General features: G+C 49.5%; 26 protein-coding genes. 5 read left to right on the top strand and 21 right to left on the bottom strand.

What is annotated here, in order from left to right; all coding sequences use genetic code 11:
* The 4 genes from VK958_RS12980 to VK958_RS12965 form a co-directional block, all read right to left on the bottom strand.
* Positions 1–1,056, bottom strand: coding sequence for an ankyrin repeat domain-containing protein (locus VK958_RS12980; protein WP_325242019.1), 1,056 nt, complete (start codon positions 1,054–1,056; stop codon positions 1–3).
* A 16-nt stretch (positions 1,057–1,072) separates the two neighbouring features.
* On the bottom strand, positions 1,073–1,954 hold the full coding sequence (sucD, locus tag VK958_RS12975; protein WP_325242017.1) for a succinate--CoA ligase subunit alpha: 882 nt from the start codon (positions 1,952–1,954) through the stop codon (positions 1,073–1,075).
* 2 nt (positions 1,955–1,956) lie between these two features.
* Positions 1,957–3,126, bottom strand: coding sequence for an ADP-forming succinate--CoA ligase subunit beta (gene sucC / locus VK958_RS12970; protein ID WP_325242015.1), 1,170 nt, complete (start codon positions 3,124–3,126; stop codon positions 1,957–1,959).
* 119 nt (positions 3,127–3,245) lie between these two features.
* On the bottom strand, positions 3,246–4,016 hold the full coding sequence (locus VK958_RS12965; RefSeq protein WP_325242013.1) for an elongation factor-1 alpha: 771 nt from the start codon (positions 4,014–4,016) through the stop codon (positions 3,246–3,248).
* Between the two features lie 165 nt (positions 4,017–4,181).
* On the opposite strand from VK958_RS12965, the gene serB reads away from it, so the two are divergent.
* Complete coding sequence (serB, locus tag VK958_RS12960; protein WP_325242010.1) at positions 4,182–5,021, top strand: phosphoserine phosphatase SerB; 840 nt, start codon at positions 4,182–4,184, stop codon at positions 5,019–5,021.
* A gap of 69 nt (positions 5,022–5,090) precedes the next feature.
* A complete protein-coding gene (gene chrA / locus VK958_RS12955; RefSeq protein WP_325242008.1) occupies positions 5,091–6,437 on the top strand; it encodes a chromate efflux transporter in 1,347 nt (448 codons plus the stop codon).
* A gap of 154 nt (positions 6,438–6,591) precedes the next feature.
* Here the strand turns inward: chrA and VK958_RS12950 are convergent, their stop codons facing one another.
* From VK958_RS12950 to VK958_RS12935, 4 genes are all read right to left on the bottom strand, one after another.
* Positions 6,592–7,338, bottom strand: coding sequence for an EAL domain-containing protein (locus tag VK958_RS12950; RefSeq protein WP_325242006.1), 747 nt, complete (start codon positions 7,336–7,338; stop codon positions 6,592–6,594).
* Positions 7,339–7,636: 298 nt separating this feature from the next.
* Positions 7,637–8,443: a ferritin-like domain-containing protein gene (locus tag VK958_RS12945; RefSeq protein ID WP_325242004.1), complete on the bottom strand. Its 807-nt coding sequence runs from the start codon at positions 8,441–8,443 to the stop codon at positions 7,637–7,639.
* Complete coding sequence (locus VK958_RS12940) at positions 8,394–9,839, bottom strand: sensor histidine kinase (RefSeq protein ID WP_325242002.1); 1,446 nt, start codon at positions 9,837–9,839, stop codon at positions 8,394–8,396. The genes VK958_RS12945 and VK958_RS12940 overlap by 50 nt, the downstream gene beginning before the upstream one ends.
* Positions 9,836–10,513 (bottom strand): response regulator transcription factor, encoded by a 678-nt coding sequence (locus tag VK958_RS12935; RefSeq protein ID WP_325242000.1) that lies wholly within the window; start codon positions 10,511–10,513, stop codon positions 9,836–9,838. The genes VK958_RS12940 and VK958_RS12935 overlap by 4 nt, the downstream gene beginning before the upstream one ends.
* Positions 10,514–10,690: 177 nt before the next feature.
* On the opposite strand from VK958_RS12935, the gene VK958_RS12930 reads away from it, so the two are divergent.
* Positions 10,691–10,882 carry a hypothetical protein gene (locus tag VK958_RS12930; protein WP_325241998.1) on the top strand — a complete coding sequence of 64 codons (192 nt, stop codon included), beginning with the start codon at positions 10,691–10,693 and terminating at the stop codon, positions 10,880–10,882.
* Positions 10,883–11,002: 120 nt separating this feature from the next.
* Here VK958_RS12930 and VK958_RS12925 read toward each other — a convergent pair whose 3' ends face one another.
* The 13 genes from VK958_RS12925 to VK958_RS12865 form a co-directional block, all read right to left on the bottom strand.
* A complete protein-coding gene (locus VK958_RS12925; protein WP_325241996.1) occupies positions 11,003–11,878 on the bottom strand; it encodes an SMP-30/gluconolactonase/LRE family protein in 876 nt (291 codons plus the stop codon).
* Positions 11,879–11,886: 8 nt separating this feature from the next.
* Positions 11,887–12,471 (bottom strand): hypothetical protein, encoded by a 585-nt coding sequence (locus VK958_RS12920; RefSeq protein ID WP_325241994.1) that lies wholly within the window; start codon positions 12,469–12,471, stop codon positions 11,887–11,889.
* A gap of 79 nt (positions 12,472–12,550) precedes the next feature.
* The gene (locus VK958_RS12915; protein WP_325241992.1) at positions 12,551–13,810 is read right to left on the bottom strand and encodes a PQQ-dependent sugar dehydrogenase; all 1,260 of its coding nucleotides are present in this window, start codon (positions 13,808–13,810) and stop codon (positions 12,551–12,553) included.
* A gap of 11 nt (positions 13,811–13,821) precedes the next feature.
* Complete coding sequence (locus tag VK958_RS12910; protein ID WP_325241990.1) at positions 13,822–15,117, bottom strand: NAD(P)/FAD-dependent oxidoreductase; 1,296 nt, start codon at positions 15,115–15,117, stop codon at positions 13,822–13,824.
* Positions 15,117–15,494, bottom strand: a complete 378-nt coding sequence (locus tag VK958_RS12905; protein WP_325241988.1) for a c-type cytochrome — start codon at positions 15,492–15,494, stop codon at positions 15,117–15,119. Before VK958_RS12905 ends, VK958_RS12910 begins: the two co-directional genes overlap by 1 nt.
* A 194-nt stretch (positions 15,495–15,688) precedes the next feature.
* A complete protein-coding gene (locus tag VK958_RS12900) occupies positions 15,689–16,174 on the bottom strand; it encodes an ankyrin repeat domain-containing protein (protein WP_325241986.1) in 486 nt (161 codons plus the stop codon).
* Positions 16,175–16,261: 87 nt separating this feature from the next.
* Positions 16,262–20,185: a phosphoribosylformylglycinamidine synthase gene (purL, locus tag VK958_RS12895; RefSeq protein ID WP_325241984.1), complete on the bottom strand. Its 3,924-nt coding sequence runs from the start codon at positions 20,183–20,185 to the stop codon at positions 16,262–16,264.
* Between the two features lie 159 nt (positions 20,186–20,344).
* On the bottom strand, positions 20,345–22,135 hold the full coding sequence (gene feoB, locus VK958_RS12890) for a ferrous iron transport protein B (RefSeq protein ID WP_325241982.1): 1,791 nt from the start codon (positions 22,133–22,135) through the stop codon (positions 20,345–20,347).
* Complete coding sequence (locus tag VK958_RS12885; RefSeq protein WP_325241980.1) at positions 22,132–22,377, bottom strand: FeoA family protein; 246 nt, start codon at positions 22,375–22,377, stop codon at positions 22,132–22,134. The genes feoB and VK958_RS12885 overlap by 4 nt, the downstream gene beginning before the upstream one ends.
* A 155-nt stretch (positions 22,378–22,532) precedes the next feature.
* Positions 22,533–23,348: a peptidylprolyl isomerase gene (locus tag VK958_RS12880; protein ID WP_325241978.1), complete on the bottom strand. Its 816-nt coding sequence runs from the start codon at positions 23,346–23,348 to the stop codon at positions 22,533–22,535.
* Between the two features lie 50 nt (positions 23,349–23,398).
* A complete protein-coding gene (locus tag VK958_RS12875; protein WP_055826188.1) occupies positions 23,399–23,662 on the bottom strand; it encodes a BolA family protein in 264 nt (87 codons plus the stop codon).
* On the bottom strand, positions 23,662–23,961 hold the full coding sequence (locus VK958_RS12870; protein WP_325241975.1) for a YciI family protein: 300 nt from the start codon (positions 23,959–23,961) through the stop codon (positions 23,662–23,664). The genes VK958_RS12875 and VK958_RS12870 overlap by 1 nt, the downstream gene beginning before the upstream one ends.
* 21 nt (positions 23,962–23,982) lie before the next feature.
* Complete coding sequence (locus tag VK958_RS12865) at positions 23,983–24,525, bottom strand: septation protein A (protein WP_325241973.1); 543 nt, start codon at positions 24,523–24,525, stop codon at positions 23,983–23,985.
* Between the two features lie 143 nt (positions 24,526–24,668).
* Between VK958_RS12865 and VK958_RS12860 the strand changes: the two genes are divergently transcribed.
* Positions 24,669–25,520 (top strand): PHP domain-containing protein, encoded by an 852-nt coding sequence (locus tag VK958_RS12860; RefSeq protein WP_325241971.1) that lies wholly within the window; start codon positions 24,669–24,671, stop codon positions 25,518–25,520.
* A 5-nt stretch (positions 25,521–25,525) separates the two neighbouring features.
* A complete protein-coding gene (locus tag VK958_RS12855) occupies positions 25,526–26,137 on the top strand; it encodes an L-threonylcarbamoyladenylate synthase (RefSeq protein ID WP_325241969.1) in 612 nt (203 codons plus the stop codon).
* The last annotated feature ends 24 nt before the right edge of the window (positions 26,138–26,161 follow it).

Raw genomic sequence — 26,161 nt, 5'->3', positions numbered from 1 at the left:
TTAATATTTACCACCTGCAGCTTTGATCAGTTCGACCATGGCCGGGTTCTGGTTTTTAAGCGCATATACATAGGCGGTGAGGCCATATTGATCACGCGTTTTGACATCTGCACCGTGCTTGATCAGCAGCTCCGCCATGTCAGGGGAGTTGTTGCTGACCGCCAGATGCAGCAGCGGGGTACCTTCGCTATCTTCATGGTCAATATCCGCCTTGCGTTCGAGCAGGGCTTTGGCGACTTCTTGCTGGTCTTTTTTGACTGCCCAGGTCAGGGCTGTCCATTCATGCTCGTCTTCTTCATCGATTTTGGCACCATGCTCTACCAGGTAAATCACTGCAGGCGACAAACCTTCCCTGGCAGCAATCATCAACGCGGTAGTACCTAACTTGTCTTTCAGGTTAGGATCAGCGCCATTCTCAAGAATTTTAGTGATGGTAGGCACATCGCCACTTTTGGCCGCATACATCAGCACGGTTTTTCCATCCCCGGCACGTACATTGGCATCGAAGCCTTTTGCAATGATCATGCCAACCACCTCACTGTAACCAGATGTAGCGGCAAGACCAAGCGCACTCCAGCCGTCGGGGTCACGGACTTTAACGTCAGCGCCCTTATCCAGCAGCACTTTAACGGCATCAAGGTTATTTTTCTTGGCGGCAAACATCAGTGCAGTCCAGCCGCCCTGGTCTTTGGCATTAATGCTGGCGCCACTTTCCAATAAGACACGTATGACTTCTGCCTGGTTTTTACGTGCGGCATACATGATAGGTGTGATTTTTTCAGCATCTGCGACATTCGGGTTGGCACCGCTTTTAAGCAGTGCTTTTACCGTTGCGACATCACCTTTGGATGCTGCAATCAAAAGATATGAGATATTTGCGCTAGCATCAACCGGTGCTGCATCCAGTGCTGATTTATCTATGATAGTCGTTTCGTCAGGGCCTGCTTTACTTTTCTTTTTGCTTGCAGCTTCAGTTGTCAGGGATAGGCCAAGCAACAGCACGGTGCCGCACAACAACAGGCTGGTCCAGTATGTGGTCCGTGGAATACGCTTCATGCTGTCTCCTAACAGTTTATTTTGCAGCACGTTGAATCGCCGCCAATACCGCTTCACCCAGGCCGGCGGGGGAGTCAGCTACCACGCAGCCTGCAGATTCCAGGGCTGTGATTTTGTCTTCTGCACGACCAGAGCCGCCTGAGATGATGGCTCCGGCATGGCCCATGCGTTTACCTTTAGGTGCGGTTAAGCCCGCAATGTAAGCAGCCACTGGTTTGGTCACGTGGTGTTTGATAAAGTCAGCCGCGGCTTCTTCATCGCTACCCCCAATTTCACCGACCATGATTATCGCTTCGGTTTCCGGGTCATTCTGGAAGAGTGCCAGGCAATCAATAAAGTTCAGACCTTTGATGGGGTCGCCACCAATGCCGACACAGGTGGTTTGACCCAAGCCAAGCGCAGAGGTTTGATGCACTGCCTCGTAAGTCAATGTGCCGGAGCGGGAGACCACGCCCACTTTGCCGCGTTTATGGATGCTACCCGGCATAATGCCGATTTTGCATTCGTCTGGCGTGATCACGCCCGGGCAATTTGGACCAATCAGTTTGGTGCCATTAGCAAGCAAGGCCGCTTTCACATTCAGCATGTCCAGTACCGGGATACCTTCCGTGATGCAGACGATCAGTTCTATACCTGCATCGGCAGCTTCCAAAATGGAGTCGGCAGCAAATGGCGGCGGCACATAAATCACGCTGGCATTGGCCTGGGTTTCTTTCACGGCTTCGCGCATTGTGTTAAACACTGGCAGGTTCAAATGCTGCTGACCGCCTTTGCCTGGTGTCACGCCACCGACCATCTGGGTACCGTAAGCCAAGGCCTGTTCAGAATGGAATGTGCCCTGTTTACCGGTAAAGCCCTGGCACAATACTTTGGTATTTTTATTGATTAGAATCGCCATGACTACACACCTTCGCTTACTGCTTTAACTGCCTGTTTCGCCCCATCGGTCAAACCTTCTGCCGAGATAATATTCAGGCCGCTTTCGCGCAACATTTGTTTGCCCAGTTCTACGTTAGTGCCTTCCAGGCGCACGACCACCGGAATAGTCATGCCGACTTCTTTCACTGCCGTGATGATGCCTGTCGCAATAATGTCGCAGCGCATGATGCCGCCAAAAATATTCACCAGGATGGCTTTCACGTTCTGGTCAGCCAGGATGATTTTGAATGCCTTGGTCACGGTTTCAGCCGTGGCGCCACCGCCGACATCGAGGAAGTTGGCCGGCATGCCGCCATGCAGTTTTATCAGGTCCATGGTCGCCATTGCTAGACCAGCGCCGTTGACCATACAGCCGATATTGCCGTTCAGGGCAATGTAATTGAGTCCGCTGTGATGTGCTTCAGCTTCCTTGGCATCGTCCTGTGACCAGTCGCGGATTTCTGCAAACGGTTTCTGCCTATATAGCGCGTTATCATCGACGGTCATTTTGCAATCGAGTGCGACCAGTTTTCCTTCGCTGGTCACCACCAGCGGGTTGATTTCCAGCAAGGATAAATCGTTATCCTTGAATAGTTTGTACAAGCCTTTGGCCAGCTTGGTAAAAGCCGCAATCTGGTCGCCGCTCAAACCCAGGCCGAATGCCAGGTTACGCGCCTGGTAATCCACAAGACCGTTCAAAGGATCGCAGATTTCCTGCAGAATCTTGTCCGGTTGCGTGGCCGCAATTTCCTCAATATCCATGCCGCCCGCACTCGAAGCGACCATGACCACGCGTTCCAGGCTGCGGTCTACCAGCATTGAAAGATACAGTTCTCGTGCAATCGGCAGCGTTTGCTCTACCAGTACCTGATGCACAGGCTGGCCATCAGGCGCATTCTGATACGTCACCAGGTGTTTGCCGAGCAAGCCGCCAGCCACTGTCTGTGCTTCCAGGGCGGATTTCACCACTTTTACACCACCAGCTTTACCGCGGCCACCAGCATGTACCTGGGCTTTCACCACCCAGGCTTCTCCACCCAGTTCTTTGGTAGCCGCTGCAGCGGCTTCTTCGGATTGGACCACCAGGCCGGCAGGTGTGACCAAACCATACTTTTGCAGTAATTGTTTGGCCTGATATTCGTGCAGATTCATGAAATAAACTGTTTTTATGATTAAGCTGTCATTTTCGCGCAAATACCCACTCAAAGCTAGGCTACAAACAAAAAAACCGTACTTGAGTACGGTTTTTTGTTTAGTGTGAGGGCAATGGACTACAGGTCTTGTGCCCAGGCATTGCCATAGACTTTGCCATTGCGCGATAACACGACCATCTGGTACATGCTGATCACCCACATGTAAGTGGAAGCGAGGCTGTAACCCATACCGCCAATAATGGTCAGCCAGGCGAAATGCGGCGACCACTTAGTGAGCCACCAGGACATAACGTCGGCGATCAAAAACGCAAACGGGAAGCCAATAGCGATCACTTTCGCTGTTTTCGGCACATTCACCGCAAAGCTGAAAATCAGGCCGATGAAAAAGAAGATAAAACTGATACCGAACAAGTGGATATGCGACACCCTGGTCAGGCCACTGATGGTAGCGCCTTCGTTCACTTCGGCACGCGCTTTCACTTCTTCATATTTGGTAAAGTCGGGAATACCGGGAATATTACTGTGGCACATGACACAGTGCTGGGCAAAAACCTGTTTGTAATGCGATTCCCACTGGTCTTGGGGTGCGCCCAACTGCGCCCATTTGATGATATCCTGGCGTACTTCAAGCGGCGCCTTGTCAGACATGGAGCCGTTTAGCTTGCTCGCCAGTTTGGTGCCGCTGCGGTCGCCATAATAGCTATAAACAATGTCGTTCACGGACAAACCAAATTTACCATCAGCCATGCCGTGTGTCAGCATGATCTGCAGACCGGCCATGCACAAGCCAACGCCAATCACCAGCAAATAACCGACGAATAATGCCTTAAGTGGCAATGGCAGGTTAGGCAAGTTCAGCCATGGTAACGTTTGAGAATCTTGTTTCATTACTTTCCCCAGGTAAGATGTTGAGAACTAATGTTTTCAAATTTTTTGGCAAGCATACCATCGCGCGTGAAAATCCTAAAACAGAAATATGCCCTCAACAATACAAATCAGGCTTTGTGGCTTCCACTGGTATAATCCAGCATTTACATTCGAGTTGATTTCATCATGCGTTTAGTGGTTCAAGGGCCTGCCATCAGCATGGCGCATCTCACGCACATTCATGGCCTGGTTGGCGGCTACAACCAGTTTGCACAAGTCGCTCAGCATGCGTATTACCTGCCGGTTGCCGATGGCGATTATGTCGAAGTGAAAGCGTTTTGTGCCAGTCAGCAAATTGATTATGCATTGGTTGAAGACGCGCATCGCCTGGCAAAATTTGGCCTGTGCGTCATGGATATGGATTCCACCCTGATTTCGATCGAATGCATAGATGAAATCGCAGATATGATGCACATCAAACCGCAGGTGGCAGAGATTACCGAAGCGGCCATGCGCGGCGAGCTGGATTTTTCTGCCAGTTTGCGTAAGCGTGTTGCCCTGCTCAAGGGGTTGACGGAATCAGCGTTGCAGCAGGTAATTGATGAACGTTTGCGCTTTAATCCCGGTGTACAGCATTGGATAGGTATCTGTAAAGAACACGGTATCAAAACCATGGTGGTTTCTGGCGGCTTTACCGTGTTTGCCAATTATGTACAAAAAACACTGGGGCTTGATTATGCAGTTTCGAATACGCTGGAAATCGTTGATGGCAAACTGACCGGGCAAGTGCTGGGCGATATTGTCGATGCCCAACGTAAGGCCGATGAGCTAGTCAAGTTGCGCGATCAACTTGGTTTAACAGCCAAACAGACGATAGCAATTGGTGATGGCGCCAATGATCTGAAAATGATGTCTGTCGCCGAAGTAGGGGTGGCGTATCACGCCAAGCCTGTGGTGCAGCAACAAGCCAAATATGCATTGAATTTCGTCGGCCTGGATGGCGTGGCAAACATGTTAATCATGTAGTTGTGATGCCATTGTCGTCATATTGGCAAATGATCACAATGAGCCCAGTACTGTTGAAAAGGCAGCGTCATGAGTTTAAGTACTGAAACAGACTCTCCCCCTAAAGCCGTCTCGTTAGCGGAAGCCAGTCTGTATTGGTTCAAGTTGGGGTGTATCAGCTTTGGCGGCCCCGCCGGGCAGATTGCGCTGATGCACCACGACCTGGTTGAACAGAAACGCTGGATATCCGAAAGCCGTTTTTTACATGCGCTGAACTATTGCATGATATTGCCAGGTCCTGAAGCCCAGCAACTGGCAACTTATATTGGCTGGCTCATGCACCGCACAGCCGGTGGCCTGATAGCCGGCATCCTGTTTTTCCTGCCTTCATTTTTCATGCTTGTTGCTTTAGGCTGGGTATATATGGCGTATGGCTCAGTTCCCGCCGTGGCGGGTATTTTTCATGGCATCAAACCGGCGGTGATTGCGATTGTTTTGTTTGCTGCTTACCGCATAGGTAGCAAAGCCTTGAAAAATCCATTGCTATGGAGCATTGCCATCCTGGCATTTATCGGTATTTTTGTCTTCAAGCTACCGTTTCCGCTCATTGTTTTATTCGCCGCACTGGCTGGTGTGGCAGGTGGCTATTACCTGCCTCATTATTTCCAACAGGTCAGCGGTCATGCTGTCGACTATCAAACCCATTATCCGGCATTGATTGATGACGCTACTCCGACCCCGGCCCATGCAATATTTAGCTGGCAGCGTTTCCGGCACGTGATCTCATGGGGCATTAGCCTGTGGGCAACAGCTATGCTGATACTGGTTGGCCTGTATGGCTGGCAAGGCGCTTTCACGCAGATGGGCTGGTTTTTTACCAAGGCAGCGCTGTTCACATTTGGTGGCGCTTATGCGGTATTGCCTTATGTTTATCAAGGGGCTGTTGAGCACTATCAGTGGTTAACAGCAGACCAGATGATGGATGCGCTGGCACTCGGCGAAACTACGCCTGGCCCATTGATCATGGTAGTGACATTTGTTGCTTATGTCAGTGGCTGGAACACCGAAGTGCTAGGTGTTGGCCATGCCGGTTTGTCAGGCTTTGTGGCGGCAACCATAGTGACGTTCTTTACTTTTTTACCCAGCCTGATTTTTATTTTCCTTGGTGGCCCCTTGATTGAAACCACTCATGGAAATCTCAAGTTTACCGCACCCTTAACTGCCGTGACTGCCGCCGTGGTGGGCGTTATTTTCAATCTGGCTTTATTTTTTGCCTGGCATATCTACTGGCCGCAGGGGTTGGCGAATGGTATAGAATGGTTTTCTGTTGTGCTCAGTATCTTTGTATTGGCGGCGGTGCTCAAATATCGCCTGAATGTGGCTATTGTCATTGTGGTGAGCGGTGTGGTGGGCGCAGTGGCGCAATGGTTGGCTTAACAAGAAATAGAAGCCTCAGGTAGTCCACATTCTTGATGGCCGTAAATTTTAAATGTAGCGGATTAGATAAAACGTATTAGATAAATAGCTAAAATCGCTCAAGATCTAAAGTGAGAAGACATTTTTAAGTTGCTTTTTTTTGATCAACCAGCGGTTAAGCGTGCAGGGTAAAACATGCTTCAGGAACGACAGGTAAATTCTCAAAAAGAGGTTTGGCGAAATAATAGCCCTGGAAAAGATCCACGCCAAAATCCACCATCACTGACAATTCCCCCACCGTTTCTATGCCTTCCGAAATTACTTTGATATTCAGGCCATTACATACATCTAAAATACTTTTCACGATTAATTGCTTGGTTTTATTCTGATCAATATCGCGAATCAAATTCATGTCCAGTTTAATAATATCCGGTTGCCACTCAGCCAGCAGGTTCAGTCCGGAATAACCTGCGCCAAAGTCATCAATCGCCGTCAGGAACTGGTGTTTTTTGTATTCGGTAAAAATATTCTTTAAATGGGCATGGTCAGTGATTTTTTCTATTTCTGTCACCTCGAACATAATGCGTTTTTTATCAAAACCCAATTCATCACACACCTTCAGGGTCGACTGAATACAGTTTTCAGGTTTATAGACAGCATTAGGCAAGAAGTTGATAGAGAGAATCTGGTCAAATTGCAGCGAATGGGCAAGCCTGATCGAACGTGACCTGATGATCTGGTCAAAACTGTGCACTTTTGATTCGTTAACCTGGTCCAGAATGAAAGAGGCGGGCTCATTGTTGACCCCACGAACCAAGGTCTCATACCCCCAGGTGCGCTTTTCATTGAATGCAACAATCGGCTGGAAAGCCATTGAGAAATCGATTCCCAGTTGCTGGGGATTACACTTGCCGCAATTCATTTCACTTAGTTCCTTGTTGTATCATTTAAAACACCTGACGGTCATCTTTGGCAGGTTAAATATGAACTCTCATTGTAACTAACCCATGCACATTACGATTGAGTAAACAGAAGATAGTTCTTCTATCAATTTGCAGTTTATTCTTTTAAAACCAAAGATTTGCCGGGTATCGAGACTAAAAATAGACGGTTGCAAGTGCAAGGCTGCGGAGATGTGATCCCGAAGTGACTGGACAGGTTGGACGGGTGATGCGGATGCTCTCACCTGATAAGTATTGAGGCTGTCATAAACCGTGAGCTTAAGTAAACTCGCCATTCAGATAAGCTAATTCCTGTTCGGTAAATCCGGCTTTTTTACGCGCATCCATGTTAAAAGGCGGTTTTAGTTGCGGCGCTTTGAACGCCTGGCATAACTGGTCAAAAGTCTTCAGTGCATCCAGGCCACGCTGATCACATAGCCAGTGATACCAGCGGTTACCAATGCCAACATGGCCGATTTCGTCATGCAGAATAATATCCAGTATGGCGGCGGCAGCATGGTCACCTGCTTGTGCCAGTTTTTGTTTTAACGGCGGGCTGGCGTCCAAGCCTCGCGCTTCCAGCGTGCGCGGAACAAGCGCCATGCGTGCCAGTACATCAGATTGCGTTTTTTCGACCATTTCCCACAAACTGTTATGGCCATCAAAATCACCATATGTAAATCCAAGCGTATGTAGGTGGTTTTGCAACAGCGTAAAGTGATAAGCCTCTTCTTTGGCCACTTGTAGCCAGTCGCTGTAATAGACCACCGGCATTTCGCTAAAGCGCCAGACAGCATCAAGCGCGAGGTTGACGGCATTGAATTCGATATGTGCGAGCGCATGGATCAAGGCAGCACGCCCTTCAATGGTATTCATGGCACGGCGTTTAAGCAGCCTGGGTGCAACCAGTGCCGGGCGGGCAGGTCTTCCCGGGATTGTTGCGTCAGCAGCTAATCGTGCTGATGGATTTAATGGCAGCTTGCCCGCACTAAAGTCTTCCCATAGCCTATGCACCAGTGTGCATTTCAATTGCGGGTCACTTAGGGTCAGTGCTTGCAGCGCGTGTGTTCTGAGGCAGGGTGTCATAGCACGTGAATTTTACCGTGAATTGGCTGCCGGTGTCGTGGGTGACCGGGTGTTCGAGCCCTGTGCTGAGGGTAATGGTGGCGTTATGATGTTCGGCGACTTCGGCAACAATGGCTAATCCCAGGCCGCAGCCGTTCCCTTGATTGGGATTCAGTCGATGAAAACGTTCGAATATCAATGCTTTGTGTTCTGGCGGAATACCAATCCCGCTATCCATCACTTGGAGGAAGACATGTTTTCCTGCATGCCACAGCCGGATCTGTACCAAGCCTTGTGTAGGCGTGTAAAGAACGGCATTTTCCAGCAGGTTATTCAGCATTTCCGAGAGCATCAAGGCATCTCCCCAGACATGGTCCTGCTGTGTCTCAATCAATACTTCAAGTTCCAGACCTTTGTCACTGGCGGGGCCAATCCAGCGTGCGCATTCTTCATAAATAATATCAGTCAGCGATACTGGCTGGAATTTCAGTTGTGTGGTGGCTGCATCCGTCCTGGCCATGCTGAGCAGGCGCTGGATCAAATGGGACAGCCGTGTGGTACTGCGCAGGATGAAATTGAGAGGTTCTTTCACAGATTCAGGTGGATCGCTGCGCAGCGCCAGCTCGGCTTGTGCCTGCAAACCGGCAATCGGGGTACGCAACTGGTGCGAAGCGTCGGCAATAAATTGCTGCTGCTGCTGTAAGCCGGCTTTGACACGGCTTAATAATGCATTCATCGCTTGCACTAAAGGTTGCAGCTCTAGCGGGGTAGAGTCAGTATCCAGTGAACTCAGGTCGCGGTGAGAACGCTCATGGAGTGCATCTTTCAAATCCTGCATCGGCTTGAGTGCGAAGAAAATGCCTAACTCGATGACAATCGCCGCCAGAATCATCATCAATACCTGTGGCAGTAGCATTTCCTCTACCATTTCCGCCACCATGGCATCACGTTTTGCCGTCGTTTCTGCCATGCTGATCAGGATATTGCGCGCGTTGGCGTCTGGGCTGACCGGTAACGCAAAGGTAACGACGCGGATGGGCTCGTCTTTATACGTGCTGTTGTAATACACCTCTTGATTGCCAATCACCGGATGTGAAGGCAGGGGCAGGTGAGCTTCGCCAAACACCAGTTTCCCATCAGGGGCGGTGATGCGGATATAGATATGATCGCCTTCGTTATAACTCAATAAATGGCTGGCGATTTCGGGCAGTTCGATCTTGACCTGGTTATGCTCATCGACGATCACCTCATCGGAAAGCGCCAGCACGGTCCGCAGCAGTGCCTGGTCATAAGCTTGGGTCGCATAATGCAAGGCACGCGAGTATGAAATGGCAGCTGATATACCCAAAACAACCAGCATGGTGAGCAGCAACCATAACCTTAACTGGTTTTTAAGTGAGCGAGGCGGTGCCATCATGGATTAGGATGTTCAGCTTCCAGCATATAACCCAGTCCACGCACGGTGCGGATATGCGCACCACTGGGTTCTATCTTTTTGCGCAGGCGGTGGATATAGACCTCAATCGCGTTGTCACCGAGCGACTCATCCCAATTACACAGTGATTCCATGATCTGCTCTTTTGCAATAATCTTGCCCATGCGCATCATCAGGGTTTCCAGCAGGTGGAGTTCGCGGGCGGACAAGGTGATGGGTTGCTCATTGATACTGGCTAACTTGTTAGGCACATCAAGCTTCAGGTTGCCGCATTGAAGCGGTAGGTTGTTGCCAAGTTTACTGCGCCTTATGAGCGCACGCACGCGCGCTTCAAGTTCTTCAAGGTGGAACGGTTTGGTGAGGAAGTCATCGGCACCGAGATCCAGCGCCTGTACTCGTGTAGCCATATCTTCCCGGGCTGTCAGTATCAGCACCGCCACCGGATTCGCCTGTTGTCGCAAATGTGATAATACCTGCGTGCCGTCCATGGTCGGCAATCCCAGGTCCAGGATGACGAGGTCATAAACGCCATCCTGAATCGCACGGATTGCCTGCTTGCCATCTGCTACATGATCCACTGCGTATTCTGCCTGCGTCAGTACACGTACCAACCCATTTGCAATGACCAGATCATCCTCAACAATTAATAAGCGCATTATGTCTGCCAATCAATATGAACGAGTGCAGTGTACTCCAAATTATCTGTCTTTTTGGTTTGTAAGTTGGCTGTAAGGGGAGGGGCGTATTCTGCAATCGTGATGACACGGAATACATGTCGCCGTGCGATGAAAACATTAAAAAAAGCGCCATTGGAACATATGTAAGGAGCGATGATGAGGAAGCGTTCAATCGTAATGCTGGGCTTGCTGGTTTCGATTGCCTGTACTGCGAGAACCAACCCGACTCCTCAAGAACAAGTCGAGATGAACAAGCATCTCAGGTCTGCCAAACACGCTGGTGCGCAGCCAGTGGTCAATCCCCAAAAGGAGGTTGACAAAAAAACTGCGCAAAGCAAGTCACTGTGATGTTGCCAAGGCTAGCTGTATTCCCTGCGGTATAGCTGAGGCAATTAGCGGTTTCGTGTGTATCCTCTCACTTTAACCACGCGCAAGCGTGGTTTTTTTTGCCTGCGAGTGACAGAGTCGCTATTTCAGGCGGATAACATCCAGTGCGCCAGCTTTCATGTCCGGCACCAGCAAGTGGTGGTCATCCTGGCTCAATGCGATATCCGCAGCTGATTGATAGCCTTCTTTAAGCAACACAGCCTTGTCGTTATCAACACGGTAAACTTTGCCGTTTTTCCAGTCACTTACATAAATCGTGCCGTTTGCCTGGCGAACGATGCCATCGGCCCCGCCAAAACCACTGGCGATTTCCTGTAACTTGCGTCCAGCCAAGTCATAGTTGTAAAGAATACCGGAGGTGAAATCCACGATTAACAGGTGCTCGCCTTTGGCATCGGCCAACAAACCGTTTGGTGCCAGGACACGCGGATCTGCTTTGCCATCAATCACCAAGGTGAGTTTGCGTTGCGGAGTGATTTTATAAATAGCACCGCCTTTGCCCGTACCCATGATATCGCCACTGTCACTAACATAGAGGTTGCCATTTGCATCTGCAGCCAGGTCATTCAAGAATTGCGGCACTTGAGGAAACTCAGTCGCTGCAATATGCACTTCCGCTTTGACTGGGGATTGGTTGAGAGGCACACGCCAGATTCTGCTTTTATCAGCTACAAACAGGTCACTGCCGATGATAGTCAATCCTTTTGGGTCATCCAGCCCCTGCACCAGCACGCTGGATTTGCCATGATCAATCACGCGAATCTGGCCATCACCATCTTTACCAAACTCGTTGATTTCTGATACATAGAGCTTGCCATCTGCTGCCTGGATGACTGATTCAGGTGTCAATAATCCGTTAACCGGGTCTAACCCATGAGCATAGCTATGGCTGGCTAGGGAAAAAAGCGTTGCTGCAAACAGGCTTGAAATAACACGGTGACGATAGCCAGACAACATGGTTGCTCCTAAAAGAATAGTTTTGGTTGAGTAATGGTATTGATACTATCGCATAGTGCTTCAAAATTCTGTACAGAACCCTGCTCTACCGATTGTTTGAAGACAGGATCTTTCTGTAATTTCTCGATTACCTGGTTGAATGCCTGCTGGTAAGATTTCTGGGCAAAGTTTTCAACATTGTAGGTAATCCAGCCTCGCGACTGGCCTTCGCCTTTGGCAGTCAATAATGGTTTGCCCAAGGCGCTCTCTGCGCTGGCTTTGGTGTAAACACGGGCAGTGATCTGGCTATGAAATACGCCCATTTGCGGGTTGTAAAACATATTTGGCTCAATCACCACCAACGCCTGGCCATTCGCATCTGCTTTGCAACTGGAGGTTGTGTAATGCTGTGACTGAAAAGCAGATGCGCTCACTTTATCTGCCGATTCTCCACGGTTATGCCAGTAATTGGCATAAGGGTTTAATAAACGTACCGGGTGCTGGTAAAACGTATCCGGTACCTGAATAACCAAAGCCGGGGTGGTAGCCGCGCTTGAGAGACTGATCCAGCTTGCACAAATCAAGCCACCAGCAGCGATTAAAATTTGTTTCATGTCTTGCTCCTCTTAATATCAGCTGCTAGGCTGATTCTATTTCCCAAGTGGGGATTCCGCTTAGAGATTGCAACCTGATTCAGTCGCTTCGAATACGATAAATCCAGCCAGTTTGATCATCACTGACATATAACCAGCCGTCAGCGCCAACAATCACATCCACTGGCCTTCCCCACGACTGGTTGCCTTGCAACCAACCTTCAATGAATGGGACGGTGGCGACAGGCTGATGGTTCCTGAAGTTTACACGGTATAAAGCATATCCACTCGGTTGCTTTCGATTCCATGAGCCGTGCAAAGCGACAATTGCATCTTCTTTCATGGTTTCCGGCAAACGACTCTGGTGTAAAAATGTGATCCCTATGGGTGTGCTATGTGCCGGCAAGGTCATGGCAGGTGCTTGCGATTGCTTGCAAATATCGGTTTCGCCCCCAAAGTTTGGGTCTTTAAACATTTGCCCGGCATTTTTCGGATCTGCCCAGCAATGCGGCCAGCCATAGTGTTTACCTGGTTCTATGAGGTTGACATGCTCGGGCGGCAAATCATCATTCACGGGACCATTTTTTGAGCTACTCCTGTTATCGGCGCCATTATTGGTAGCAAACAGGTCGCCTGTCTCAGGCTGCCAGGCAAACCCTTGCGTGTTGCGCAGCCCGGTAGCCCAGATGGCACCTTGTTTATGCCAGCCAACCGTTTGCAAAGCCCCAGCCGGCCGGCCATCTGCAGTAAACCTGAGTAAGGTGGCCCGCATGGCATTCTCTTCAAGGCATACATTGCAGCTGGAACCGACATTGATATAGATAAAACCATCAGGAGATACTTTTACCGTTTTCGCGCTGTGCCCGCCGCCTGGCAGGTTGCGGATGAACGGCTGCGGTGAGCCCCAGTGATCACCTTGTTTCGCCAGTTTCACCACGCCTGTCTGCTCGGCAATCAACAAATCCTCGCCCAGCAGCGCGATGCCATGCGGCGTATCCAGTCCCTGGGCAATCATTTCAACTTCTGCCTGCCGGTTCAATCGAATAATGCGACCTTGATCAGTCATGCTCACCAGCAAGCGTCCCTGCTTGTCCAGAGCCATCATGCGAGGCGAGCCCCATTGGCTTACATCACTGAAAAGTTCGATTTTTAGACCATTTGCTATTGTTAATCTGGACAACGCCGTTTGCACTTTTGGGTCTTGTTTCAGCGAAACTGGTGTTGTCGTTTGTTTTTGAGCCGTGATCTCGGACTGTGCAAAAGCCTGGGTTTGCGTAATAGCTATAGCGATGAAACTACATAATCCGAAAATGCCCGACAGCAGGCGTTTTGATAGTTTAATTGCGATGTCAAAATTCAAGCGCTCAGCCATTATGTCAACGTGTCTGCCCAGATGTTCTGCGCCCAGGCTTGTGCATAGTCACCCTCCTGTACTGAGGCCTTGGTGGATACGCCACCGCCTTCGGCGGATACCATGGATTTTTTGGCGGGATCATAACGGTAGACATTGGCCACATGCATAGCCTGTTTATCGTCGACAAAACTGTAGCAGGTGTTGGCAAATACCGGCAGCGGATTCGGCGGGATACCGGACTGAATATCGACTATAGCGGCGGCGCAGATTTTGGCTTGCGAAGTGGCCATATGGGCAGATTTCGGCAAACCTGCCGAAATACTGTCACCAATGATATGTATATCCGGGTTTACGTTTGAAGCATAGGTCGTAAAGTCTACTTCACACCAGCGCTGATCCACATTTGCCAACCCCGCAGTTTGAGCCACTTTGCCTGCTAATTGCGGCGGAATAACATTTAAGACATCCGCTTTGACTGTCTCAAAGTCTGTCTTGATAGTTTTACTGGCGGTATCTAATTGCAGGATGCTACTGTTGTTATGGTATTCAATGATGCCCTGATAGGCGCCTTGAAAGCTCTGCAGAAACAAGCCTTTTTTAGAGGTGATATCAGCATTGGCATCCAGGATAATCACTTTACTACGTGGCTTGTTTTGTTTTAAATAATGTGCGACCTGGCAAGCGCGTTCATAAGGCCCGGGGGGGCAACGGTAGGGGGCCGCCGGAATCGTCATCACAAACACGCCGCCATCCGGCATGCTTTCAAGTTGCTGGTGTAATTGCAAGGTTTGCCTGCCCGCTTTCCAGGCATGTGGAACATCATCAACCGGTGAAGACATTCCAGGGATTCGGCTGTAATCAAAATCTACACCTGGCGCCAGCACCAGGCGGTCATAACGTAAATTTCCGCGTGACAAGGTGACCTGTTTGTTTGCGATATCTACCGCAGTGACCGTATCTTTAATCCATTGCAGGCCATGCCGCTTGCGTGCCAAATCATAGGAAAAACTTAATTCATCCAGCGTGCGGCTGCCACCTAACACCAGGTTACTTTGCGGGCAGGAAATAAATTGTGGATTCGGCTCAACAATACTGACCTTGATATTGCCCATACTCCATTCGCGCAAATATTTGGCGGCTGTCAGCCCGGCAAATCCGGCGCCTACGATAACGACATGTCCCAGTGGCGGTTTACTGGCACGTGCAAAAGCCGGCATGCCATAAAAAGCGAGGCCGCCATAGATGACTGAGCGTACGAATTGTCTGCGGGATGACAGGTCATGGGCGGAAGTGAGGTGTTTGTTCAGTCGCATTATTGTGCTCCCTCAAAAGGCTGGTGTGGCGCTACTGTGGGCGTGTGTCTTTGCTGGGTAGCAAAGTAACTTGCCAATGCGGTGATTTCCTCATCCTTGAGCCCCTTGGCATGATGATGCATCACGGTAGATGAGATTGCCCCATTTTTAAAACCCTGCATGCGTTGAATAAAATATTCCTTATTCAGCGCCGCGAGGGTGGGCGTTCCCCCCAAACTGTTGCCTTGCGGCCCATGGCAAGCAGCACAAGAGGCAGCTAACGTCGTTGTCGCGTGAGAGATATTTTTTTGTGCATTATTTTCTTCAGCATAAAGTGAAAAAGATGCTATCCACATCCAGCAACAAGATAGTGCAATACTAAGTTGCAATCGTTTCATCATTCCCCCAAAGACTGGTTTCATTATTCTTGTTTTATATTATTCTAAAGTCAAAGCAGGGATGTGCGTGACTCAGGTTACATTAGAGAATCATCTTACTCAACATTACATAGCTGAATGACGGGGATTGAATGCAAAAAAAACGGCCATGAAAACATGACCGTTTTTTATTTAATGATGGTATTTATCAAGCATTAAAAGCACTTTTCTTCCTTACAGCCGTCATCTTTAGTGCCAAGCTCTGTGAGTAACGCAACCATTTTTTCGTTGTGTTCTTCTCTGAAATAACGGATCAGTGAAACATCACCTTTCAGTTTTTTATTCACATCAGCCCCTTGCGCGGCCAGATATCTCATTAATTTTTCGTCACCAATAAAAGCAGCCATATGAAAAGCGGTGTTCTGGCTGGCTGGATGAACATAGTCTTTATCAGCACCTTTTGAAATCAGGTATTTCACCACCTCCATTTGACCCTTGGAAGCAGCCATTTGCAAAGGTTCCCAAGCAAAAAATTTCTGGTTGATTAACGTCGGATCTGACTCCACGAATTTTTTAACCACTTTCACATTACCACCGGTTAAAGCCTCGGTGAATGCCATGTAATCTTCGTCAGACAATGCGAATGCCTGCAGTGAAAATGACAGTGCGACTAAGGCCAGTAAACATTTAATTGATTTCATAATTTCTCCAAACACCTGATTTTCATTTTTTAAAATTAACTACTTTGCTTTATTACTTTTACTTTCTATCTTGAGCTAAACAACTGCTTAAGAGACAAACTTGCGTGCATTGCGGAACATACGCATCCATGGGCTATCTTCTTGCCAGTCATCCGGATGCCACGAGTTCTGAACCGTCCTGAACACACGTTCCGGATGTGGCATCATGATGCTGAATCGGCCATCTGGTGTGGTGAAGCCGGTTAACCCCTGGGCAGAACCGTTAGGGTTAAACGGATACACTTCCGTAGGCGTTGACGCATGGTCCACAAAACGGACACTTGCCAACTGTTGTTTTAGCACACTTGTGACAGCGTTAGCATCAGGAAATTCCGTAAATCCTTCACCATGGGCGACAGCGATAGGCATACGGCTGCCTGCCATGCCATCAAAAAAGATCGATGGCGAGCTTAAAATCTCTACCAGCGCAAAGCGTGCCTCGAATTGTTCGGATTTGTTGCGCACAAAATGTGGCCATAGGTCGGCACCGGGAATAATGCTATGCAGGTTGCTCATCATCTGGCAACCGTTACACACGCCTAAAGCAAACGTATCAGCACGGTTAAAGAAGTTGCTGAATTCATCGCGTGCACGGTTGTTGAACAGGATGGATTTGGCCCAGCCTTCACCGGCACCCAGCACGTCGCCATACGAGAAACCTCCACAAGCCACCAGGCCAGCGAAGTCCATGAGTGATACGCGACCACTGATCACGTCGCTCATATGCACGTCCACGCTATTAAAGCCGGCACGGTCAAATGCAGCGGCCATTTCGGTCTGGCCATTAACGCCTTGCTCGCGCAAGATCGCCATGTTCGGGCGTTTGCCGGTATTGATATAGGGAGTGGCAATATTGTCGTTGATATCAAATGTTAATTTTGCGTGCAGGCCAATATCATCGGCATTCAGGATGCGGTCATATTCTTGCTGCGCACAGGCCGGGTTATCACGCAGGCTTTGCATACGATAAGTGGTTTCAGACCACATGCGATGCAGATCTATACGGGAGGCCTGGTAATGCGTTGCGCCATGGTTAATGACAATGTCATGACCATGGTTAACGTTGCCGATCCGGTGAACGCTGTTGCCCAGTGATTGGTGCAAGACGTTGCTAATCGCGGCTGCTTCAGATGCACGTACTTGCAGAACGGCACCCAGTTCTTCATTGAACAATACGCTGATACTGTCCCCCGGAATGCTACCCAGATCAACAGTCAACCCACAATGGCCGGCAAAAGCCATCTCGACCAGGGTCACATACAGGCCGCCATCAGAACGGTCGTGGTAAGCCAACAGTTTGCCATCTGAATTCAGTTGCTGGATGGCAGCAAAAAATGCTTTCAGTTGTGCCGGTTGATCGACATCCGGCACTGTGTCACCTAACTGGCTATACACTTGCGCCAGTGACGAGCCGCCCATGCGGTTTTTGCCATTGCCCAGGTCAATCAGGATCAACTCACTTTCGCCAAGATCAGTACGCAATTGTGGCGTGAGTGTTTTGCGAACATCCGGGGTATTCGCAAAGGCTGAAATCACCAGTGAAATTGGTGATGTGACGGCTTTGTTCTGGCCGTCGTCATTCCACACGGTTTTCATGCTCATGGAATCTTTACCCACCGGGATGCTGATACCAAGTGCAGGACATAGCTCCATACCCACGGTTTTGACCGTTTCGTATAAAGCAGCATCCTCACCGGGATGGCCCGCTGGGGCCATCCAGTTTGCCGACAGTTTCAAATTGCTTATCTCGCTGATCACAGCGGCGGCAATATTGGTAATCGCTTCACCGATTGCCATACGGCCGGAAGCCGGTGCATCCAGCAAAGCTAAAGGTGCTTTTTCGCCAATGGCAAACGCTTCACCTTCGTTGGTTTCATAACCGGCACAAGTCACTGCCACATTGCTGACCGGCACTTGCCACGGTCCGACCATCTGGTCACGCGCAATCAGGCCGGTTACCGTGCGATCGCCTATGGTAATCAAAAAAGTTTTATCGGCCACGCCTGGCAAACGCAATACGCGGGCGACCGCATCTTGTAAGTCAATCTTGCTGGTATCGAATGTGGTCAGGGCTTTTTTGGTGGACTTTACGTCGCGCAACATTTTTGGCGGTTTGCCGAGTAAAACGGATAAATCCATATCGACCGGTTTGTTGGCAAAGTGGCTGTCTTCAACGGTCAAATGACGCTCAGCGGTAGCAATTCCCACCACCGCAAACGGGCAGCGTTCGCGGGCACAGATTTCTTCAAATAATGGCAACTGATCCTGGGTTACCGCCAGTACGTAACGTTCCTGCGCTTCGTTACTCCATAATTCACGTGGAGCCATGCCTGGTTCTTCGTTATGCACATCGCGTAACTGGAATATCGCACCGACTTTGGCATCGTTAACCAGCTCAGGGAAAGCGTTGGAGATGCCACCGGCACCGACATCGTGAATGCTGACAATCGGGTTTTTGTCGCCTAACTGCCAGCAACGGTCTATCACCTCTTGGGCGCGGCGTTGCAACTCAGGGTTGCCCCGTTGCACTGAATCAAAGTCAAGGTTTTCAGTGTTAGCACCAGTATCCATACTCGAAGCCGCCCCGCCGCCAAGGCCGATCAGCATGGCTGGACCACCAAGTTGGATAAGTGCTGCACCCGCAGGAATGCTATGTTTATGGCTGTGACTGCCGGAAATATTACCGACACCACCGGCCAGCATGATTGGTTTGTGGTAACCACGTACTTCAGGTTGCCCATCGACCCCACGAGCTTCAAGTTCAAAGGTGCGGAAGTAACCGGCAATGTTAGGGCGGCCAAATTCGTTGTTGTACGCAGCACCACCTAGTGGGCCGTCGATCATGATTTGCAACGGGCTGGCAATACGGCCAGGTTTACCGTAGTTCGATTGCTTATAGTAATTTTCCCAGGGCTGCTCAAAGTCAGGCAGGTTCAGGTTAGAGACCGAAAATCCAGTCAGGCCCGCTTTGGGTTTGGAGCCGATACCGGTAGCGCCTTCATCTCGGATCTCGCCACCTGCGCCAGTGGCTGCACCCGCAAAGGGCGAAATGGCGGTTGGGTGGTTGTGCGTTTCTACCTTCATCAGGTAGTGCATGTCATCTTCAACGAACTGGTAGCTTTGGTCGGCAGATGGGTAAAAACGTTTGGTTTTCTGGCCTTGCACAATCGAGCTGTTATCCGAATAAGCGACCACGGTTGTGCCTGGATTCAGCTTATGCGTGTTGCGGATCATATTAAATAGCGACAACTCTTGTTGTACACCGTCGATCACCCAGTCGGCATTAAAGATTTTATGGCGGCAATGCTCGGAGTTGGCCTGCGCAAACATCATCAGCTCGACATCGGTCGGGTTGCGGCCCATTTTAAGGTAATTCTCAAGCAGGTAATCTACTTCGTCCGGAGACAGCGCCAGGCCCATTTCATTATTGGCGGCTTCGAGTGCTGTTTTACCACCGGCCAAGATATCAATGCTAGCTAATGGTTTCGGGTCGGCATGGTGATACAGCTTTTCGGCATTCGCCACGCTGTAAATGACAGTTTCAGTCATACGGTCTTGTATCACTGCACGCAAAGCCTGTTTTTCAGCATCAGTCAGGGGCTGACCATTATGGGTGGTGACGTAATAGGCAATGCCGCGTTCAAGGCGTAATAAATGCAAGCCACAGTTATACGCAATATCTGTTGCACGTGAAGCCCATGGTGAAATCGTGCCTATACGTGGAATCACCAATAACAGTTCGCCGGCAGTGGTTTCGGCTTTGGTTTTCGGGCCATAGGTCAAGATCTGCTGCAAGGTATCTTGCTCTGCCGCACTTAATGCGATTTCGCTAAAAGCAAAATGCACAAACTCTGTGGTGATATGCGCAATATTAGGGGCGCTGGCTTTGAGTGTGCTGTAGAGTTTATCGAGACGGAACTGGGAGAGTGCGGCACTGCCGCGCAGGCTTAAAAATTGCGCTTGATTAGACATGAGGCGATTGGATTTTTCGGTGAAAATTCAAACCGCTATTTTAGCAGAAAGCGGACAGTCCCGCAGTGTCAAAAACAAGCGCTGGATAAAATACAACCCGCAGTCAGTGGCCGTTAAATGGTTTAGGCTAATCAGCGCTTGAATTCAGGTTCTGGCTGGTTAATAGCCGAGCGCGCGCGCACTTTGATAGAAGGCCAGGCTGATTAGCCAGGCCAGGCCGAGTGACCAAGCCAGCGAAAGCCACATAAATGCGCGACTTTTGCTTTCTGACCGCAAGGTGGCAATCGTGGACAGGCAAGGCGTATAAATGAGCGTAAACAGCATAAAACTCATGCCTTGTACCCAGTCAATATTGGCGGCGATCTGATGGCTAAGCGCATCCCCCTGCAAACCATAAATCACGGCCAGCGAACCGACCACAATTTCTTTGGCGACAAAGCCGAAAATCAAGGCAATCGCCAGGTGGTTATCAATACCGATCGGGTCCAGCACAGGTGCAAAAAAGCGGCCTATGCTGCCCGCCCACGTTTCTGAACTGGCGGGTATTGCCGTCGTAGGCAAATGCGTTAACAGCCAGACCATCAACACCCCGATGACGATGAATTTGGTTGCACGATAGAGGAAATGTTTCACTTCTTGCCAGCCACGCATCCAGATTTGATTCGGGGTGGGGAAACGATACGGTGGTAGTTCCAGTACAAATGGCTCACTGCTGGCGAATTTCTGCTTGAACAGGATAGCAGTAAAAAAAATAGTGAAAAAACTCACCATGTATAGCGAGAACAGTGCCATTGCCGCCTGAGAAGGAGGGAATAGGATAGCGATCATAAACAGGAACACCTGCAAGCGTGCCGAGCACAGTGATAATGGTATCGTCAGCATGGTCAGCAAACGCATGGGGCGGCTACGCATGACACGGGTGCCCATCAGCGCAGGTACGTTACAGCCAAACCCCATCAGTACCATGACAAACCCGCGGCCATCCATCCCCATTTTTGCCATCAAAGTATCCATCAGGAAAGCGGCACGTGATAAATAACCGCTATCTTCAACCATACTCATGACCAGGAAGAACAGCACAATGATGGGCACAAAAGCTGCGACCGTACTCAAGCCTGTGTAAAGGCCATCCAGCAATAATCCGTTCAGCCAGGTTGGCAGTCCTGACAATGCGGGATCCAGTAATTCACTGCGCACGGTGTCGAAAATCCAGGCAGTCGCTTCTTGTAGTGGAGCACCAATCGTGAAGATGAACTGGAATAAAAGGAAGATGGCCAGAAAAAATAACGGTAAGCCTAGCCAGGGGTGTAGCAATACACGGTCAATGCGATCAGTTGTCGATGTATTCAACTGCAAAGGCATTTGCACAGAACGGTCAATAATGCGTTGCATTTCCTCTTCTACGGCATTATCAGCTTGCAGTTGGGCTGCCATCAACTGTGGGTCACTGGCGGGTACTTTTTTCTCCAGCACTCTGGCGGCCAATTGCAACGCTTGCGGGCAGCCATTTCCGTATTTTGCACTGATCGTCATCACTGGCATGCCCAGTTCTTCGCTCATCTGCTTGGTGTCTATGGTGATACCAGCACGTTTCGCTTCATCTTCCATGTTTAAAAGCAAGATGGTTGGCAAACCCAATGCACGAAGTTGCAATGCCAAGGATAGTTGCCTGTCAATTTGTGCGCTATTGAGGATAATCAATGCCAGATCAATCGGATGATTGCTGAGAAAGTGTCTGACGACCTCTTCATCATCTGAAAACCCATTCAAGTCATACAGGCCAGGCAAATCAATTAATTCGGCAATATGGCCCCCGAGTAAAATTTTTGCGCTCAGCAAGTCTACCGTCATTCCTGGCCAGTTGCCGACGCGTGCCGATGCCCCGCTTAATCGATTGAACAGGGTAGATTTGCCCGTGTTGGGCATGCCTAGTAAAGCAACACGTTTCATACGGACAGGGATTCAGATGAAGGGTTAGCTAAATGAATGGCCTGCGCATCTTGCAGGCGAATCACTACGTCTGTTGAGCCAATACGGATATGTAATGGCCCATTGAAGGCGGCTTGGCGAACAACTTGCACCTGCTTTCCGGGGCGAAATCCTAACGCATGCAGGCGTTGTACCAGTGCCTGTTCAGCCTGGATGCCCTCGATGAGGGCGGATTCACCGGGTTTGAGTGCGTTGAGTTGCATAGATGCGAAGCAAAGCTGCAAATGAGAACAATTCTTGATTTTATCGCAGAATCAAGAGGTGAGTAAAACCTTAAATGGCGATTACAGCAATTTCGGGGTGAATAAAAAGTAAAAGCCAGCATAAGCTGGCTTTTAACTGATCAACACTGAGGTGATTAAGGTGTTTTTTTCTCAACACCTGTTACTTCAATTTTCGCTTTGTCTTTCAGGCTCAACATGTATTTTTCCAGCTTGCGTTGCTGAATGGTACGCTCGATGCCTTCTTTAACTTTGTCAAACGGAGGTACTTGCAATGCGCGTGTATCCACCAGTTTGATCACATGCCAGCCGAATTGAGACTGGACCGGCTCAGGTGTCGTTTCGCCTTTTTTCAAGACTAACAATGCATCTGCAAATGGTTTAACCATCCCGGCCGGAGAGAACCAGCCAAGGTCGCCACCTTTTTCCTTAGAACCAGGGTCGAGTGATTTTTCTTTGGCAACTTTCGCAAAGTCGGTACCTTTTTTCAGGTCTGCGATAATCGCTTTTGCTTCGGCATCTGTTTTCACCAGGATATGGCGCGCATTGTATTCTTTGTCACCCAGTTCTTTTTTGTACTGCTCATAGCCTTCTTTTTTCTCGGCTTCAGTCACTGGATTTTTTCTGATGAAATCAGCCAGGAAAGCATTCACTAACAGTTTACGACGTGCCAGCTCTTCGCTCGCAACAAAGTCAGGCTGTTTATCAATACCCGCTTTTTGCGCTTCCTGGTAAGCCAGTTCAGAACCTACCAGCTCATTTACAACAGCGGCTTTCATGCCATCGTTTGCTTTTTGTCCAGTACGTGCTTCCGCATCCCTTAAGATGAATTCAACCCAGGTTTTCTTGATCGGTTTGCCGTTGACTGTAGCAATGGCATCAGCATCAGCTGCGTAAGCATGTGGCAATGCGCTAAAGCATGCAATCGCCAACATCATTTTCAAAAATTTCATGCAATATCCTTAAAAAACGAAATGGTGCAATATTAAAAAACAGAATTGTTTCAATCAGATGACTCATCAGTAGATAATGCGTTGATACTGAGTGCATGTATGCGATGAGGCATCAAGTCTTGCAAGCATTGATATACCATGCGATGGCGCATTATCTGTGATTTTCCTGAAAATAGCGAGCTTTTCACCGTGATGGTAAAGTGTCCGCCGCCCGTGTTTCCTGCGTGTCCCTTGTGCAAAGCACTGTCGTCTTCGATGTCGAGTTGCTCGGGCTGGAGTGCCTGCAGACGTTGCGTAATTTCAGTTTGCAGCATTATGGCAACGTCTTGCGGAAAGGGTTCACTTGAATGTTGGCATAGACACCAGCATGCTTGAACGGGTCGCTGTCAGCCCACTCGGTAGCCGCCTCTAATGACTCGAATTCAGCCACGATCAGGCTGCCACTGTAACCTGCTTCGCCCGGGTCTATATTGTCTACGGAAGGCAAGGGGCCTGCCAATATTAACCGCCCTTCAGATTGCAGCTGTTGCAAGCGCTCCAGGTGGGCAGGCCTGTGTTGCAGGCGAAGGGGCAGGCTGTTGGCATTATCCTGAGCATAAATCATGTATAACATAAGGTATATCCGTTAGTTTTCTCAGGCAGCCGGTGGATGTTCTATCCAGTAATCTTTCAGCAAAAAAACCTGCGAAATAATAAATATGAACATGATGCTGGTAGTGCCAAACAGTTTAAAGTTGACCCAGGCATTCTCATCATAATGAAAAGCCACATACAGATTTAAACTGCCCAACCCTACTAAAAATAGTACCCAGCACAGGTTTAACTTATCCCATACATTGTTTGGCGGGGCAATGATTTTGCCAAGCATGCGGGCAATCAGGTTGTTCCGGAAAACATAGCGACTGGATAAAAGTGCCAATGCGCCTATCCAGTAAATCACGGTTGGTTTCCACATGATATAGGTTTTGTCGTGCAGTAATAAGGTGATGCCACCTAGCACCGTGATGACTGCGCCATTAATCATCAGCATCTTGTCAATCTTTCCGCGCTTGATCCATACGATCAACATCAGTACCAAAGTGCTTACAATGGCAACTGAAGTAGCCACAAAAATACCTGCTTTTTTATAGGCAATGAAAAAGAGGATGACTGGCAATAAATCGATAATGACTTGCATGTGGGATCAGGTGACTGAATTCCTGCTATCTGTGAGGGCACTATTTTGCTATGATTTCTGTCGAATTGCAAAGTTCGTTTCCTTAAAAAGGTCAGAACAGGCGAAGTTTCCTCCCAATTACCGAATCGGCATTATCATCAATCATGACAGTACCCATCGATTTGCATTGCCACTCAACCATGTCCGATGGTTTGCTCTCGCCTGAGGAGCTTGTAGCGCACGCCGCCAGTAAAGGTGTACGTGTGCTGGCATTGACCGATCATGATGAAGTGAGTGGGCTGGCACGTGCACGTGTGGCCGCCGAGCTGCATGGCATTCATTTGATTGATGGCGTTGAGATTTCAGCCACCTGGAAAAAGCGAACTTTGCATATTGTCGGTTTGCGCGTTAATCCTCAGCATCCTGCACTGCTGAACGCTTTTGCCAAAGTGCGGGAGGGACGCGATGCGCGTGCCCGCCAGATAGCCGAGGGACTAGCGAAGGCCGGTATTGCCAATGCCTATGAAGGCGCGCGGGAAATTTCCGGCGATAGCGTGATGACGCGTAGCCATTTTGCCCAGTTCCTGGTGAAACAGGGGTACGCAAAAAACATTAAATCCGTGTTTAAAAAATACATGGTTAAAGGCAAGCCCGGTTATGTGAATTATGAGTGGATGAGCCTCCAAGAGGCGCTGACGCTGATCAAAGACAGCGGTGGGCAAGCGGTGCTGGCGCATCCCGGCAGATATGACCTGGGCTTCGTCAATATGCATTTGCTATTGAATGAGTTCAGGGATCAGGGGGGGGTGGCGCTGGAAGTGGTCACTGGTAGCCATCAGCCACCACAATATGCACAATTTGCCAAACTTGCGCACCGTTTTGACCTGAAAGCTTCGCAAGGGTCTGATTACCATGGGCCTGGTATGTCCTACATGGAAATGGGGCGCTTGCCGGATTTGCCAGCCGGCTGCGTGCCTGTCTGGCAGGATTGGCCGGAAGCAAGCCTGCTGCAATAACTACGATGGCACAATATTTCATTATTCATGCGGAAAATCCGCAGACCAGATTAATCCAACAGGCAGCCCAGTTAATACAGCAGGGCGGTGTGATTGCCTGCCCTACAGATTCCAGTTATGCACTGGTCTGCTCGATGGAGTTTAAGGATGCACAAACGCGTATCCGTCGGATGCGCGGCGTGGATGATGACCATCCGTTTACTTTAATCTGCCGCGACCTGGCCGAGATAGGCACCTATGCCAAAGTAAATAACAGCCAATTCCGGTTACTAAAAGCCTTAACTCCCGGCGCTTATACCTTTTTGCTGGAAGCCAGCCGCGAAGTGCCTCGCCGACTGCAGCACCCTAAACGTAGCACCATAGGATTGCGCGTACCCAGGCATATCGTAACGCAGGCATTGCTTGAGTCGTTGAACATGCCTTTAATAAGCATGACCTTGCAACTGCCTGGCGATGACGTGCCGATGTCGGTAGGCTGGGAAATACGCGAGACACTGGAGCACCAGGTCGATGCAGTGATAGACAGCGATATTGCGCATGTCGGCGCAACGACAGTGCTGGACTTGACCCAGGACCCACCAGAACTCGTTCGCGCAGGTGTTGCTCCCTGGCCTTAACTAATGTCAGGAATTAATGGAATT

This window comes from Methylophilus sp., from assembly GCF_035460085.1.
In the GTDB taxonomy this organism is placed as follows: domain Bacteria; phylum Pseudomonadota; class Gammaproteobacteria; order Burkholderiales; family Methylophilaceae; genus Methylophilus.
This window is presented reverse-complemented; position numbering and strand designations above follow the sequence as displayed.